The organism is Pseudomonas sp. 37 R 15 (assembly GCF_900004865.1).
In the GTDB taxonomy this organism is placed as follows: domain Bacteria; phylum Pseudomonadota; class Gammaproteobacteria; order Pseudomonadales; family Pseudomonadaceae; genus Aquipseudomonas; species Aquipseudomonas fluorescens_AM.
In genome coordinates, this window is the sequence record NZ_CVTV01000029.1 from 50351 (window position 1) to 65001 (window position 14651).

The window sequence follows — 14651 nt, forward strand, 5'->3', positions numbered from 1 at the left end:
GGTAAACCTCTGCGAAATTCCTGTACAGTTTTTTATCCCTGTACAACTAATCTCATCATAGATTTGATCTTGTACAAGTCAATAATTTTGTATAGGTATTTTCGCCCTGATTTACGTCCAGCCCATTTTCCAGCTTTCAGGGTTCTGCAGGGCCTGCCATGGGAGGCGTTCGCTGCGCCGGGTCATCACCGCTTGCAGTTCTATTTCCAGTACGGTGCCTTCCTCGTCACGGAACAGCTCGGTGACGAGGAAGTGTTTTTCCTTGTTTTTTGGAGATGTCGCGGTCCATTTCGACAGCAGCAATTTGCCCGGATTCAAGCGGTTCATTGCAGGTGCTCGATCAACCGTCGCGCCGCCTCCTGGCCACTGAGCCAGGCGCCTTCGACGCGTCCGGACAAACACCAGTCGCCGCAGACGAACAGGCCCAGGTCGGCATCGGCCAGCACGCCGAATTCATGGCTGCTGGACGGCCTGGCGTAGAGCCAGCGGTGCGCCAGGCTGAATGATGGCGCGGGCATGGTGCAGTGCAGCAATTCGGCGAAGGCGCCGTGCAGGTGTTCGATCACAGCTTCCCTGGACAGGTCCAGGTGCGCCTTGCTCCAGGTGCTGGTGGCATGCAGCACCCAGGTGTCGAGGCTGACATCACGCCCGGGCTTGCTGCGGTTGCGTGCCAGCCAGTCGAGGGCGCTGTCTTGTACGAAGCAGCCTTCCATCGGCGTATCCAGAGGCGTGTCGAAGGCCAGGGCGATGGCCCAGGTCGGCTCCATTTTCACCCCGGCCACGGCGCTCGCCAGCTTCGGTGCGGCGGCCAACAGGGTGGTGGCCTGGGGCGCCGGCGTGGCAATGATCACATGGCTGAACGGACCGTGACTGCCGCCATCGGCATCGAGCAGGTTCCAGTGCTGGGTGCCCTGGAACACCTCGGTAATGCGGCAACCGAATTGCACCGGCAGGTCATCGAGCAGGGCGCGGGTAATGGCGCTCATGCGCGGCGTACCGACCCAGCGGATCTGTTCATCGGGGGAGGGCGTCAGTTGGCCGGCCTTGAAGTTATACAGCTGGGGTTTCCACTGCTCGGCCCAGCCATGGCTTTGCCAGCGCTGCACCTCGTTGACGAAGCGCCGGTCGCGGGCGGTGAAGTACTGTGCGCCCATGTCCAGCGCGCCGGCGTCGCTGCGCTTGCTGGACATACGGCCACCGCTGCCGCGGCTTTTATCGAAGAGTTGTACAACGTGCCCCGCGTCTCGTAACGCTCGGGCGGCGGAGAGACCGGCGATGCCGGCACCTATGATCGCGATGGGGACAGTCATGGGAGGCCTCGTTTTACCGTTGGGTACAGACTACGCCGACACCAATAGCTGTACAATATTGTTTTTTGGTATAAGTTTTGGCGTGCCTGATTGTGTGACGTGACCTATGGTTAAGCCAACAGGCTAAACGATGGTCACGCTCGAATATCAAATCGATCCCTGCTTATAAAATAGACCAGTGAGCGGCGGCGAACGTTACATGAGGAGAGTCCCATGCATATTTTGCTGACCGGCGGTACCGGCTTGATCGGCCGTCAACTGTGCCGGCACTGGCTTGCCCAGGGCCATCGCTTGACCGTGTTGAGCCGTACACCCGAATCCGTTGCGCGTATTTGCGGCGCGCAGGTCCTGGGCGTTGGGCGCCTGCAGGACGTGATCGGCGCGGTGGATGCGGTGGTCAACCTTGCCGGTGCGCCGATTGCCGACCGTTCCTGGACCCACAAGCGCAAGGCCTTGTTGTGGAGCAGTCGCATCAGCCTGACCGAAAGCCTGCTGGCTTGGCTGGAACGCCTGGAGCAGAAACCGGCGGTGCTGATCTCAGGTTCCGCCGTGGGCTGGTATGGCGATGGCGGCGAGCGCGAATTGACTGAAGACAGCGGCCCTGTGCAGGATGATTTTCCCAGCCAGTTGTGTATCGCCTGGGAAGAAACCGCCGCGCGTGCCGAGGCCTTGGGCATTCGCGTGGTGCTGGTGCGTACCGGCCTGGTGCTGGCGGCCGAGGGCGGCTTTTTGTCGCGCCTGTTGCTGCCGTTCAAACTGGCGCTGGGCGGGCCGATCGGCAATGGCCGGCAATGGATGCCGTGGGTGCATATCCGCGATCAAATCGCCCTGATTGATTTTCTTCTGCACAAGGCTGACGCCCGTGGTCCTTATAATGCCTGCGCGCCACACCCGGTGCGCAACCGCGAGTTTGCCAAGACGTTGGGCCAGGTGTTGCACCGCCCGGCGTTCATGCCGATGCCGGCCTTTGCGCTGAAGGTCGGTTTGGGCGAGTTATCGGGCTTGTTGCTGGGCGGGCAAAAGGCACTGCCCGAGCGGCTGCTGGCCGCAGGTTTCACTTTCCAGTTCACTGAGTTGCGTGCGGCCCTGGACGACTTGTCCGGCCGCCTCTAGAAATAGGATGTTGCATGAGCGATCACGCGTTGTTACTGGTCAACCTGGGCTCGCCGAAGTCCACTTCGGTGGCCGATGTGCGCAGCTACCTCAATCAGTTCCTGATGGACCCTTATGTCATCGACCTGCCGTGGCCGGTACGTCGCTTGCTGGTGTCACTGATCCTGATCAAGCGCCCCGAGCAGTCGGCCCATGCCTATGCGTCCATCTGGTGGGACGAAGGCTCGCCACTGGTGGTCCTCAGCCGTCGCCTGCAGCAGCAGATGACCGCGCAATGGACCCAAGGCCCCGTAGAACTGGCAATGCGTTATGGCGAGCCTTCGCTTGAAACGGTGCTGACGCGCCTGGCTGCCCAGGGCATTCAGAACGTGACGCTGGCGCCGCTGTACCCGCAGTTTGCCGACAGCACCGTGACCACGGTGGTAGAGGAAGCCAGGCGTGTGGTGCGCGACAAGAAACTGAAGGTGCAATTCTCCATCCTGCAGCCGTTCTACGACCAGCCTGAGTACCTCGATGCCCTGGCCGCAAGTGTGCGGCCGCATGTGGAACAGGCTTACGATCACCTGCTGTTGAGTTTCCACGGCTTGCCCGAGCGTCACCTGACCAAACTCGACCCGACCGGCCAGTATTGTTTCAAGGATGGCGATTGCTGCAAGAATGCCTCGCCTGAGGTGCTTGCCACCTGTTATCGCGCGCAATGTTTCAGCGTTGCCCGCGATGTGGCTGAGCGGCTGGGGTTGCCGGACGGCAAGTGGTCGGTGGCGTTCCAGTCGCGCCTGGGCCGCGCCAAATGGATCGAACCCTACACCGAGGCGCGTCTTGAGGCCCTGGCGCAGCAAGGCGTGAAAAAACTGCTGGTGATGTGCCCCGCGTTTGTCGCCGATTGCATCGAGACCCTGGAGGAAATCGGTGATCGCGGGCTGGAGCAGTTCCGTGAGGCGGGGGGCGAAGAGTTGGTGCTGGTGCCCTGCTTGAACGATGACCCGCAGTGGGCGGAGGCGCTCAATACCCTCTGCGAAAGAGCGCCGGTTACGTTGTAATCACGCCTTGCGGTGATCCAATTGTGGGAGGGGGCTTGCTCCCGATAGCGGTGTATCAGTCAGAAATGTTGAGACTGACATACTGCTATCGGGGGCAAGCCCCCTCCCACATTGAGTCCCATGTCTGTCAGAGGTTAAGGCTCAGGCTGACGGTGACGTTGTGCGGCTCAATCACGCCTTGCGGTGATCCAATTGTGGGAGGGGGCTTGCCCCCGATAGCAGAGTGTCAGCCTCAACATGTTTGACTGATACACCGCCATCGCGGGCAAGCCCCCTCCCACATTTGTACGGTGCCCGTTTATAGATTGAGTGTAAGGCTGACGGTGAAGTTGCGCGGTTCGCCCGGGTTGACCCAGTAGCTGCTGTAGGACCGCTCGTAGTACTTCTCATTGAACAGGTTGTTGAGGTTCAGCCCCACGGTGACATTCTCCGTCGCCTTGTAATGCGCCAGCAGATCGACGGTGTGGTAAGCGGGCAGTTCAAAACCTGTTCCCGCCTCACCGGAGCGATCACCCACATACGTAAACGCCGCCCCCAGGTCGGAACCACGCAACGCGCCGTCCTGAAATTCGTACACCCCCAACAGACTGCCGCTGCGTTTGGCGACGCCGAGGATACGGCTGCCGGCAGGAAGGGTCTTATCGCCCTTGGTCACTTCGGCGTCGATGTAGGCCAAAGCGCCGATCACGCGGATGGCGTCGGTGACCTGCCCGGTCAGTTGCACATCCAGGCCCTGGCTGCGCGCCTTGCCCATGGCGCGGTTGGTGTTGGTCGCCGGGTCCAGGGTCAGCACGTTTTCCTTCTCGATATGGAAGGCGGCGACGGTGGCGCTGAGGCGGTCGTCAAACAGCTCGCTCTTGACCCCGACTTCATAGCCCACGCCTTCTTCCGGCTTGAAGGTCTTGCCACCGGCATCCAGACCGCTGTTGGGCTTGAACGAGGTGGAGGCGTTGGCGAATACCCCAACCTGCGGCGTGAGCTGATAGAGCAGGCCGGCGCGCTGGGTGAGGGCGTCATGGGTTTGCCGGCTTTTGGCATGGTTGCGGGTGAAGTCGTCGGTGCTCTGCTCGAAATGCTCGAAGCGCGCGCCCACCATGCCGCGCAGGCGGTCGGTGAAGACGATCTGGTCTTGCAGGTTCAGCGCATGGCTTTGGGTCTGCTCGAAGAAATCGGTGCCGGTGCGCGTGCCATTGGGTTTTGGCTGGCCGTACACCGGGTTGTAGAGATCAATGGGGTAGTGGCTGCCGCCTATGGCGGTCACCCGTTCCTTCTTGCGGTAGTCCTCGTATTCGGTGCCGAGCAGTAATTCATGCTGCCAGCTGCCAATATCAAACAGGCCGCGCAGTTCCAGTTGGGTGATGCTGTCGTGCCAACCGGTTGAGCGCTCGCGGTAGAGACGGTTGACGGTGTGGCCATCGGCATTCAGCGCACGGCTTTCCGACGCGTCGCCCCACAGGCTGCCTTGTTTGTAATGACTGGCCAGGCGCAGCTTCCAGGCATCGTTGAGGTGATGCTCGAGTGCCGCCTGGATGCGGTTGTTGTGGTTGCGGATATTGCCGTCGTCGGGCTCGCCGAGGAACGTGGAGCGGGACATGCCGGTGTTGGCGACCATGCCGCGGTCAAACGTGGAGTTGTGGCGCACGAACTCGCTTTCCACCAGCAGGCTGGTGTCCGGGTCCAGTTGCCAGCTGAAGGACGGTGCGACGAACACTCGCTTGGCGTCCACGTGATCGCGAAAACTGTGGTTGTCTTCAACCGCCAGGTTCACGCGTGACAGCACGCGGCCCTCATTGTCCAGCGGCGTATTCAGGTCCAGTGCGGTGCGGTAGCGATCCCAGCTGCCCGCGCTGGTTTGCAACGTGGTGAAGGCCTCGGGCTGGGGTTTCTTGCTGACGATGTTCACTGTGCCGCCTGGGTCGCCACGCCCGTACAGGCTGGCCGCAGGCCCCTTGAGCACTTCGATGCGTTCGATGTTCGCCGCGTCCGGCGTGCTCGGGTAGCCGCGGTTGGCGCTGAAGCCATCCTGGTAGAACTCGGAGGTGGTGAAGCCGCGCACGCTGTATTGGTAAAGGGTCAGGCCGCCGAAATTGTTTTGCTTGGAGACGCCGCCGGCAAACTCCAGGGCGCGTTCCACGCTGGTGCTGCCCAGGTCCTTGAGCACCGTGGCGGGAATCACGCTGATTGATTGCGGGATATCGCGCAGGGCGGTATCGGTCTTGGTGGCGCTGGCGGAGCGGGTCGCGCGGTAACCCTGCACCGGGCCGGTCGCCGACTCATAGGCGTCGGTGGTGACGCTGATGGTGTCCAGTTCCAGGGTGTTTTCTTCGGCGTAGGCAGGGTCGAGCAGCAAACCCAGGGTCAGCCCGGCCAGGGGCGCAAACTTTCGAGACGGCATGATAGAGCGTTCCAATGTCGATATTGAAACAATATAACATGTCTAATGAGAAGGATTGCTAGGTAATATCAATGCACCAGCGCCCACTGACGGGCACTGGTGCGCTGCCGCTTATTCCTCTTCCTTCACCGGCGCCGTGGCCGGCGGCGGGCGCAGGCCGATTTCCGCCGACAGCTTGATTTCCTTGCCGTTGCGCATCACCTGGATCGCCACCTTGTCGGTCGGCTTGATCCGCGCCACCTGGTTCATCGACTTGCGGCCATCACCGGCGGGTGCGCCGTCGATGCTGAGGATCACATCGCCCAGTTGCAGGCCGGCTTTCTGCGCCGGCCCGTCGCGGAAGATCCCCGCGACCACGATGCCCGGGCGTCCGGTCAGGCCGAACGACTCGGCCAGCTCTTTGGTCAAGGGCTGGACTTCAATGCCCAGCCAGCCGCGAATCACCTGGCCGTGTTCAATGATCGACTTCATCACCTCCATCGCCAGCTTCACCGGAATCGCAAAACCGATACCCTGGGAGCCGCCGGACTTGGAGAAAATCGCCGTGTTGATGCCTGTCAGGTTGCCGTTGGCGTCCACCAGCGCGCCGCCGGAGTTGCCGGGGTTGATCGCCGCGTCGGTCTGGATGAAGTCTTCGTAGCTGTTAAGGCCCAGTTGGTTACGCCCGGTGGCGCTGATGATGCCCATGGTCACCGTCTGGCCGACGCCGAACGGGTTGCCGATGGCCAGCGCCACGTCACCGACGCGCAGGCCGTCGGAGCGGCCGAGGGTGATCGACGGCAGGTCCTTCAGGTCGATCTTCAGTACCGCAAGATCGGTTTCCGGATCGCTGCCCACGACGCGGGCCAGGGTCTCGCGGCCGTCACGCAGGGCCACCACGATCTGGTCGGCGCCGGTGGTCACGTGATTATTGGTGAGGATGTAGCCTTCGGGGCTCATGATCACCCCGGAACCGAGGCTGGACTCCATGCGGCGCTGCTTGGGCCCGTTGTCACCGAAATAGCGGCGGAACTGCGGGTCTTCGAACAGGGGATGTGCCGGCTTGTTGATGACCTTGGTGGTGTACAGGTTGACCACGGCGGGGGCGGCGATGACCACGGCGTCCGCATAGGTCACCGGGCCTTGCACCACGGTACTGGTTTGCGGGGCCTGCTGCAGGTTCACATCCAGGCTGGGCAGGCCCACCCACTGGGGATAACGCTGAATGATCAGCATCGCGATCAGCACGCCAGCCAGCAATGGCCATCCAAAAAAACGCAGTGCCTTGAGCATCAAGTAAGTCCTGACAGGTTGCAGGGGGCGCGGGAGCGCCCATAATGTCGCGCATTATACGAGGCTGTGACGCCTGCGAACCGGATATTTAGGAGTCTTTTATGGCCGTCCCCCTTACCACCCTCGTCGAGGAAGCGGACCGCTACCTTGGCAGCCTGAAAATCGCCGACTACTGCCCAAATGGCCTGCAAGTCGAGGGCCGGCCCCAGGTGATGCGCATCGTCAGCGGCGTCACCGCCAGCCAGGCCCTGCTGGACGCCGCCGTCGAAGCCCAGGCCGACCTGATCCTGGTGCACCACGGGTATTTCTGGAAGGGTGAAAACCCCTGCGTCACCGGCATGAAGCAGCGCCGCCTGAAAACCTTGCTCAAGCACGACATCAGCCTGCTGGCCTACCACCTGCCATTGGACCTGCACCCAGAGGTAGGCAATAACGTGCAGCTTGCCAGGCAACTGGACATCACCGTCGAAGGCCCGCTGGACCCCGGCAATCCCAAAATCGTTGGCCTGGTCGGCTCGCTTGCCGAGCCGCTGTCACCGCGCGACTTTGCCCGTCGCGTGCAGGACGTGATGGGCCGTGAGCCACTGTTGATCGAAGGCGGCGAGATGATCCGCCGCGTCGGTTGGTGCACCGGAGGCGGCCAGGGTTACATCGACAACGCGATTGCCGCGGGCGTCGACTTGTTCATCAGCGGCGAAGCGTCCGAGCAGACCTTCCACAGCGCCCGCGAAAACGACATCAGCTTCATCGCCGCCGGCCATCACGCCACCGAGCGCTATGGCGTACAGGCACTGGGCGATTACCTGGCGCGACGCTTTGCCCTTGAACATCTGTTCATCGATTGCCCCAACCCGATCTAAACCTGTCGCAGGGCACAATGTGGGAGGGGGCTTGCCCCCGATTGCGGTGTGTCAGTCAGCACCTATTTCACTGTTCCACCGCTATCGGGGGCAAGCCCCCTTCCACACTCGAGGCCAAACTCAGGGGTATATTCATATACCGTTTCGATCTAGTTGGCGCCCTGAATAGAAGCAGGTGCTGTGCTAGCATGCCCCGCTCGAACACGGCCCGCTGGCCGTCCACAAGATCGTTTTTCCGTGAGTAGCCATGGTCGACAAACTGACGCATCTGAAACAGCTGGAGGCGGAAAGCATCCACATCATCCGCGAGGTCGCCGCCGAGTTCGACAACCCGGTGATGCTCTACTCGATCGGTAAAGACTCCGCCGTGATGCTGCACCTGGCACGCAAGGCCTTCTTCCCGGGCAAATTGCCGTTTCCGGTGATGCACGTCGACACCCGCTGGAAATTCCAGGAGATGTACAGGTTCCGCGACAAAATGGTCGAGGAGCTGGGCCTGGACCTGATCACCCACGTCAACCCTGACGGTGTGGCGCAGGGCATCAACCCGTTCACCCACGGCAGCGCCAAGCACACCGACATCATGAAGACCGAAGGCCTCAAGCAGGCCCTGGACAAGCATGGTTTCGACGCAGCGTTCGGCGGTGCCCGTCGCGATGAAGAGAAATCCCGTGCCAAAGAGCGCGTGTATTCATTCCGCGACAGCAAGCACCGCTGGGACCCGAAGAACCAGCGCCCGGAGCTGTGGAACGTCTACAACGGCAACGTCAACAAGGGCGAGTCGATCCGCGTGTTCCCGCTGTCCAACTGGACCGAGCTGGACATCTGGCAGTATATCTACCTGGAAGGCATCCCGATCGTGCCGTTGTATTTCGCCGCCGAGCGCGACGTGATCGAGAAGAACGGCACGTTGATCATGATCGACGACGACCGCATCCTCGAGCACCTGTCCGACGAAGACAAAGCCCGCATCGTCAAAAAGAAAGTCCGTTTCCGCACCCTTGGCTGCTACCCGTTGACGGGCGCGGTGGAGTCCGAAGCCGAGACGCTGACGGACATCATTCAGGAAATGCTCCTGACGCGAACTTCCGAGCGCCAGGGCCGGGTCATCGACCACGATGGCGCAGGCTCGATGGAAGATAAAAAACGTCAAGGGTACTTTTAAGCTTCGAGTTACAAGCGGCAAGCTGCAAGTTAAAGGCGGTATGCGTAATTTTGCAGTTTGGTGCTTGCAGCCGGTTGTTGCGAGCCGCTATTGAGTGACTCGTAATGGATTTCGAGAAGTTGGTTGTTTGGCAGAGAAGCAAATGTCTGGCGGTGGGAATTTATCGAGAGTTTGCGCAGTGTCGGGATTTTGGTTTCAAGGATCAGATTACGCGCTCGGCACTTTCGGTGCCCTCCAACATTGCTGAAGGCATGGAGCGTTGCAGTGCCAAAGAGAAGGTCCGTTTTCTTTGGATTGCTAAGGCTTCTTGTGGAGAGTTGCGTACGCAGATTCTCATCGGCAGCGACATCGCTTACATCGCTCAACCGCTGGCTGCCAACTGGATTACAGAAACTCGCGAGCTGTCTAAAATGCTCTGCGCCCTGATCAACAAAATTTCTGACTAGCTGTACGCCGACAAGCTTGCCGCTTGAAGCTTACAGCTCGGAGCTTGAACCCAATGAGCCATCAATCTGATTTGATCAGCGAGGACATCCTCGCCTATCTGGGCCAGCACGAGCGCAAGGAAATGTTGCGCTTCCTGACCTGTGGCAACGTCGACGACGGCAAGAGCACCCTGATCGGACGCCTGCTGCACGACTCCAAGATGATCTACGAAGATCACCTGGAAGCCATCACCCGCGATTCGAAGAAATCCGGCACCACCGGCGATGACATCGACCTGGCCTTGCTGGTCGACGGCCTGCAGGCCGAGCGTGAGCAAGGCATCACCATTGATGTCGCCTACCGCTACTTCTCCACCGCCAAGCGCAAATTCATCATCGCCGACACCCCAGGCCACGAGCAGTACACCCGCAACATGGCCACCGGTGCGTCCACCTGTGACCTGGCGATCATCCTGATCGACGCCCGCTACGGCGTGCAGACCCAGACCCGGCGCCACAGCTTCATCGCCTCGCTGCTGGGCATCAAGCACATCGTGGTTGCCGTCAACAAGATGGACATCAACGGCTTTGACCAGAGCGTGTTCGAGTCGATCAAGGCCGATTACCTGAAGTTTGCCGACGGCATCGCCTTCAAGCCGAGCACCCTGGCCTTTGTGCCGATGTCGGCGCTCAAGGGTGACAACGTGGTGAACAAGAGCGAGCGGTCGCCCTGGTACACCGGCCAGTCGCTGATGGAGATCCTCGAAACCGTCGAGATCGCCAACGACCGCAACTACACCGACCTGCGTTTCCCGGTGCAGTACGTCAACCGCCCGAACCTGAACTTTCGTGGTTTTGCCGGCACCCTGGCCAGCGGCATCGTGCACAAGGGCGACGAAGTCGTGGTGCTGCCGTCGGGCAAGAGCAGCCGCGTCAAATCCATCGTCACGTTCGAGGGCGAGCTGGAGCACGCAGGTCCCGGTCAGGCGGTGACGCTGACCATGGAAGACGAGATCGATATCTCCCGTGGCGACCTGCTGGTACACGCCGACAACGTGCCGCAAGTGACCGACGCCTTCGACGCCATGCTGGTGTGGATGGCCGAAGAGCCGATGCTGCCGGGCAAGAAATACGACATCAAGCGCGCCACCAGCTACGTGCCGGGTTCCATCACCAGCATCGTGCACCGTGTGGACGTGAACACCCTGGCCGAAGGCCCGGCCAGTTCCCTGCAGTTGAATGAAATTGGTCGGGTCAAGGTCAGTCTCGATGCCGCCATTGCGCTGGATGGCTATGACAGCAACCGCACCACGGGCGCCTTCATCGTTATCGACCGTTTGACCAATGGCACTGTGGCTGCGGGCATGATCATCGCGCCACCGGTCAATCATGGCGGTTCTGCGCAGCACGGCAGCCTCGCGCATGTGGCTACCGAAGAACGTGCCCTGCGCTTCGGCCAGCAGCCGGCCACCGTGTTGTTCAGCGGCCTGTCCGGCGCCGGCAAGAGCACCTTGGCTTATGCGGTCGAGCGCAAGCTGTTCGACATGGGGCGTGCGGTGTTTGTACTGGACGGCCAGAACTTGCGTCACGACCTGAACAAAGGTCTGCCGCAGGACCGCGCCGGGCGTACCGAAAACTGGCGCCGCGCCGCTCACGTGGCGCGCCAGTTCAACGAGGCTGGCTTGCTGACCCTTGCTGCGTTCGTCGCCCCGGATGCCGAAGGCCGTGAGCAGGCGAAGGCGTTGATTGGTGCTGACCGTCTGCTGACCGTCTATGTGCAGGCTTCGCCGCTGGTGTGTGCCGAGCGTGATCCGCAAGGCTTGTACGCTGCCGGTGGCGATAACATCCCGGGCGAGTCGTTCCCGTACGACGTGCCGTTGAATGCCGATCTGGTGATCGACACCCAGAGCCTGTCGCTGGAAGACAGCGTCAAGCAGGTGCTGGAGCTGTTGCGCCAGCGTGGCGCGATCTAAGCCAGTACTCGGTCAAATGTGGGAGGGGGCTTGCCCCCTCCCACATTTTGATTATCTTTTGTCTGGGAAATCGGTGTGCAGCTTGTCCAGCAATGCATCCTTGTCTTCCCACAGCTGGTTGATCCAGCCCTGGAACGCCAACCGATACTCCCCATCCTGCTCATAATTCTTGCCAATAAACTCGGCCGGAATCCGCACTTCTTCGAACTGCACCACCACGTCCTTCACATTCCCGCACAGTAAGTCCCAATACCCCGGACGCCCGCCAGGGTAGTGAATGGTCACATTCACCAGTGACTTCAATTGCTCACCCATGGCATCCAGCACAAACGCGATTCCGCCGGCCTTGGGCTTGAGCAGATAGCGAAACGGTGAATTCTGTTGCGCATGCTTGCCCGGCGTGAACCGCGTGCCTTCGGCGAAGTTGAAGATGCCCACCGGGTTGTCGCGAAACTTCGCACAGGTCTTGCGCGTGGTTTCCAGGTCCTTGCCTTTCTTTTCCGGGTGTTTTTCCAGGTACGCCTTGCTGTAGCGCTTCATGAACGGAAAGCCCAGGGCCCACCACGCCAGGCCAATCACCGGCACCCAGATCAGTTCCTGTTTGAGAAAGAACTTCAGCGGGCGAATCCGCCGATTGAGTACGTATTGCAGCACCATGATGTCGACCCAGCTCTGGTGGTTGCTGGTCACCAGATAGGAATGCTGATAATCCAGGCCTGCAAGGCCGCTCAGGTGCCAGCGTGTGCGCCGTACCAGGTTCATCCAGCCCTTGTTGTTGGTGACCCAGGCCTCGTGGGTGTGATTCATCAGCCATTCGCTGAAGCGCTTGGCGAAGGGCAGCGCCTTGAACAGCGCGACGATAAACAGGAACGAGCACAGCAGGATCGTGTTCAGCGCCAGCAGCAGGGAAGCGATTACCCCGCGCACGGCGGCAGGTAGAAAATCCAGCATTTAGATATCCATAGGTCGGTTGGCGGCTTGGATCGCGGTGAGGGCGATGGTGTATACGATGTCGTCCACCTGGGCGCCGCGTGGCAGGTCGTTGACCGGTTTGCGCAAGCCTTGGAGCATCGGCCCCAGGCTTACGCAATCGGCGCTGCGCTGCACGGCTTTGTAGGTGGTGTTGCCAGTGTTCAGATCGGGGAACACGAATACCGTGGCCTTGCCGGCGACCTGGCTGTTGGGCGCCAATTGCCGGGCCACGCTTTCGTTGGCGGCCGCGTCGTATTGCAGCGGGCCGTCGATCAGCAGTGAGCTTTGCTGTTCGTGGGCGAGCAGGGTGGCCTCGCGGACTTTTTCCACTTCTTCGCCACTGGCCGAATCGCCGCTGGAATAACTGATCATCGCCACGCGCGGGGCGATGCCGAACGCGGCCGCCGAGTCGGCGCTTTGCAAGGCAATTTCCGCCAGCTCCGCAGCGCTGGGGTGCGGGTTCATCACACAGTCGCCGTACACCAGCACTTGCTCGGGGAACAACATGAAGAACACCGACGACACCAGGGTGCAGCCCGGTGCTGTTTTAATCAGCTGCAGGGCCGGGCGGATGGTGTTGGCGGTGGAATGGATAACGCCGGAGACCAGGCCGTCCACTTCGTCCAGGGCGAGCATCATGGTGGCGATCACCACGGTGTCTTCCAACTGCTGCTCGGCCATCGGTGCGTTCAGGCTCTTGCTCTTGCGCAGTGCCACCATTGGCTCGACGTAGCGCTGGCGGATCAGGTCCGGGTCGAGAATCTCCAGGCCTTCGGGCAAATCGATGCCGTGGGCGCGAGCGACGGCTTCCACGTCCGCCGGCTTGGCCAGCAGCACGCAGCGCGCGATGCCCCGTGCCTGGCAGATCGCGGCGGCCTGCACGGTCAGCGGCTCGCTGCCTTCGGGCAACACGATGCGTTTATTGGCGGCCTGGGCGCGCTGGATCAACTGGTAGCGGAATACCGCAGGTGACAGGCGCATCTCCCGTGGCGTGCCGCAGCGTTGGTGCAGCCAGCGCGCATCGAGGTGGCTGGCGACGAAGTCGGTGATGATCTCCGCACGTTCGCGGTCATCGATGGGGATTTCCTTGTTGAGGCTATTGAGCTGGTTGGCGGTGTCGTAGGAACCGGTGCTCACCGACAGCACCGGCAACCCGGCCTGGAACGCACCGCGGCACAGGTCCATGATGCGCGGGTCGGGCAGGGTGTCGCTGGTCAGCAGCAGGCCGGCCAGCGGCACGCCGTTGATTGCAGCCAGGCTGACGGCGAGGATGATGTCGTCGCGATCGCCGGGTGTCACCACCAGCACGCCGGGCTTGAGCAGCTCCACGGTGTTGCGCATGGTGCGGGCGCAGATGATGATCTTGGTCATGCGCCGGGTTTCGTAGTCGCCGGCATTGAGAATCTGCGCGCCCATCAGGTCGGCCACGTCGCGGGTACGCGGCGCGTTGAGTTCGGGCTGGTAGGGAATGCAGCCGAGCAGGCGGAAATCCCCGCTGCGCAACAACGGCGAGTGCTCTTTGAGACGCGCCGAGAAGGCCTCCATGCTTTCGTCGGTGCGCACTTTGTTGAGGATCACGCCGAGTACTTTCGGGTCTTTCGGGCCGCCGAACAATTGCGCCTGCAGTTCCACGCGCCCGGACAGTTCGGTAAGCACTTCGTTTTCCGGGGCCGAGACCAGGATTACTTCGGCATCCAGGCTCTTGGCCAGGTGCAGGTTGACCCGGGCCGCATAACTGGCGCTGCGGGTCGGCACCATGCCTTCGACGATCAGCACATCCTTGCCCACGGCGGCTTGCTGGTACAGCGTGATGATTTCTTCGAGCAACTCATCCAGCTGGCCGTCGCCGAGCATGCGCTCGACATGGGCCAGGCCCAGGGGGTGGGGCGGTTTCAGGCCGTGGGTGCGCGCCACCAGTTCGGTGGAGCGCTCAGGGCCGGTATCGCCAGGATGTGGCTGGGCAATCGGTTTGAAAAAACCGACTTTCAGCCCGGCTCGTTCCAGGGTACGCACCAGCCCAAGGCTGATGGAGGTCAGGCCCACACCAAAATCGGTGGGCGCGATAAAAAAAGTCTGCATGCGAATTCTCTGGAGGTGCATGGCTGGGGTGGCGCTCTATGCTTGAG

12 protein-coding genes are annotated in these 14651 nt (G+C 61.3%); 6 read left to right on the forward strand and 6 right to left on the reverse strand.

The window, feature by feature from the left end:
* Nucleotides 1-111: 111 nt before the first annotated feature.
* Complete coding sequence (locus tag BFQ04_RS09670) at nucleotides 112-327, reverse strand: TIGR02450 family Trp-rich protein (RefSeq protein ID WP_065950619.1); 216 nt, start codon at nucleotides 325-327, stop codon at nucleotides 112-114.
* Nucleotides 324-1310: an NAD(P)/FAD-dependent oxidoreductase gene (locus BFQ04_RS09675; protein WP_065950620.1), complete on the reverse strand. Its 987-nt coding sequence runs from the start codon at nucleotides 1308-1310 to the stop codon at nucleotides 324-326. The genes BFQ04_RS09670 and BFQ04_RS09675 overlap by 4 nt, the downstream gene beginning before the upstream one ends.
* 213 nt (nucleotides 1311-1523) lie before the next feature.
* Between BFQ04_RS09675 and BFQ04_RS09680 the strand changes: the two genes are divergently transcribed.
* Together BFQ04_RS09680 and hemH are read left to right on the forward strand one after the other, a co-directional pair.
* On the forward strand, nucleotides 1524-2423 hold the full coding sequence (locus BFQ04_RS09680) for a TIGR01777 family oxidoreductase (protein WP_065950621.1): 900 nt from the start codon (nucleotides 1524-1526) through the stop codon (nucleotides 2421-2423).
* Nucleotides 2424-2437: 14 nt separating this feature from the next.
* Nucleotides 2438-3463 (forward strand): ferrochelatase, encoded by a 1026-nt coding sequence (gene hemH / locus BFQ04_RS09685; RefSeq protein WP_065950622.1) that lies wholly within the window; start codon nucleotides 2438-2440, stop codon nucleotides 3461-3463.
* Between the two features lie 298 nt (nucleotides 3464-3761).
* Here hemH and BFQ04_RS09690 read toward each other — a convergent pair whose 3' ends face one another.
* Both BFQ04_RS09690 and algW read right to left on the reverse strand, forming a co-directional pair.
* The gene (locus tag BFQ04_RS09690; RefSeq protein WP_065950623.1) at nucleotides 3762-5858 is read right to left on the reverse strand and encodes a TonB-dependent siderophore receptor; all 2097 of its coding nucleotides are present in this window, start codon (nucleotides 5856-5858) and stop codon (nucleotides 3762-3764) included.
* A gap of 111 nt (nucleotides 5859-5969) precedes the next feature.
* Nucleotides 5970-7130: a Do family serine endopeptidase AlgW gene (gene algW / locus BFQ04_RS09695; protein ID WP_057725862.1), complete on the reverse strand. Its 1161-nt coding sequence runs from the start codon at nucleotides 7128-7130 to the stop codon at nucleotides 5970-5972.
* 101 nt (nucleotides 7131-7231) lie between these two features.
* Here algW and BFQ04_RS09700 point away from each other — a divergent pair, with 101 nt between their 5' ends.
* The 4 genes from BFQ04_RS09700 to cysN all read left to right on the forward strand — a co-directional run bounded on the left by BFQ04_RS09700 (nucleotide 7232) and on the right by cysN (nucleotide 11553).
* Nucleotides 7232-7990: a Nif3-like dinuclear metal center hexameric protein gene (locus BFQ04_RS09700; protein ID WP_065950624.1), complete on the forward strand. Its 759-nt coding sequence runs from the start codon at nucleotides 7232-7234 to the stop codon at nucleotides 7988-7990.
* 247 nt (nucleotides 7991-8237) lie between these two features.
* Nucleotides 8238-9155 carry a sulfate adenylyltransferase subunit CysD gene (gene cysD / locus BFQ04_RS09705; RefSeq protein WP_017529888.1) on the forward strand — a complete coding sequence of 306 codons (918 nt, stop codon included), beginning with the start codon at nucleotides 8238-8240 and terminating at the stop codon, nucleotides 9153-9155.
* Between the two features lie 104 nt (nucleotides 9156-9259).
* Nucleotides 9260-9601 (forward strand): four helix bundle protein, encoded by a 342-nt coding sequence (locus tag BFQ04_RS09710; protein WP_065950625.1) that lies wholly within the window; start codon nucleotides 9260-9262, stop codon nucleotides 9599-9601.
* Between the two features lie 53 nt (nucleotides 9602-9654).
* Entirely contained in the window at nucleotides 9655-11553 is a 1899-nt protein-coding gene (gene cysN / locus BFQ04_RS09715) for a sulfate adenylyltransferase subunit CysN (RefSeq protein WP_065950626.1), read from the forward strand.
* A 51-nt stretch (nucleotides 11554-11604) separates the two neighbouring features.
* Here cysN and BFQ04_RS09720 read toward each other — a convergent pair whose 3' ends face one another.
* Together BFQ04_RS09720 and pta are read right to left on the reverse strand one after the other, a co-directional pair.
* Nucleotides 11605-12504 (reverse strand): acyltransferase, encoded by a 900-nt coding sequence (locus tag BFQ04_RS09720; RefSeq protein WP_065950627.1) that lies wholly within the window; start codon nucleotides 12502-12504, stop codon nucleotides 11605-11607.
* Nucleotides 12505-14604 carry a phosphate acetyltransferase gene (gene pta, locus BFQ04_RS09725; RefSeq protein ID WP_065950628.1) on the reverse strand — a complete coding sequence of 700 codons (2100 nt, stop codon included), beginning with the start codon at nucleotides 14602-14604 and terminating at the stop codon, nucleotides 12505-12507.
* Nucleotides 14605-14651 lie beyond the last annotated feature (47 nt).

Excerpts from the sequence above, each read along its gene's own strand:
- cysD (WP_017529888.1), top strand. The coding sequence starts at position 8,238 with ATGGTCGACAAACTGACGCATCTGAAACAGCTGGAGGCGGAAAGCATC.
- BFQ04_RS09710 (WP_065950625.1), top strand. The coding sequence starts at position 9,260 with ATGGATTTCGAGAAGTTGGTTGTTTGGCAGAGAAGCAAATGTCTGGCG.
- algW (WP_057725862.1), bottom strand. The coding sequence starts at position 7,130 with ATGCTCAAGGCACTGCGTTTTTTTGGATGGCCATTGCTGGCTGGCGTG.
- hemH (WP_065950622.1), top strand. The coding sequence starts at position 2,438 with ATGAGCGATCACGCGTTGTTACTGGTCAACCTGGGCTCGCCGAAGTCC.
- BFQ04_RS09700 (WP_065950624.1), top strand. The coding sequence starts at position 7,232 with ATGGCCGTCCCCCTTACCACCCTCGTCGAGGAAGCGGACCGCTACCTT.
- pta (WP_065950628.1), bottom strand. The coding sequence starts at position 14,604 with ATGCAGACTTTTTTTATCGCGCCCACCGATTTTGGTGTGGGCCTGACC.
- BFQ04_RS09670 (WP_065950619.1), bottom strand. The coding sequence starts at position 327 with ATGAACCGCTTGAATCCGGGCAAATTGCTGCTGTCGAAATGGACCGCG.
- BFQ04_RS09720 (WP_065950627.1), bottom strand. The coding sequence starts at position 12,504 with ATGCTGGATTTTCTACCTGCCGCCGTGCGCGGGGTAATCGCTTCCCTG.
- BFQ04_RS09675 (WP_065950620.1), bottom strand. The coding sequence starts at position 1,310 with ATGACTGTCCCCATCGCGATCATAGGTGCCGGCATCGCCGGTCTCTCC.
- BFQ04_RS09680 (WP_065950621.1), top strand. The coding sequence starts at position 1,524 with ATGCATATTTTGCTGACCGGCGGTACCGGCTTGATCGGCCGTCAACTG.
- BFQ04_RS09690 (WP_065950623.1), bottom strand. The coding sequence starts at position 5,858 with ATGCCGTCTCGAAAGTTTGCGCCCCTGGCCGGGCTGACCCTGGGTTTG.
- cysN (WP_065950626.1), top strand. The coding sequence starts at position 9,655 with ATGAGCCATCAATCTGATTTGATCAGCGAGGACATCCTCGCCTATCTG.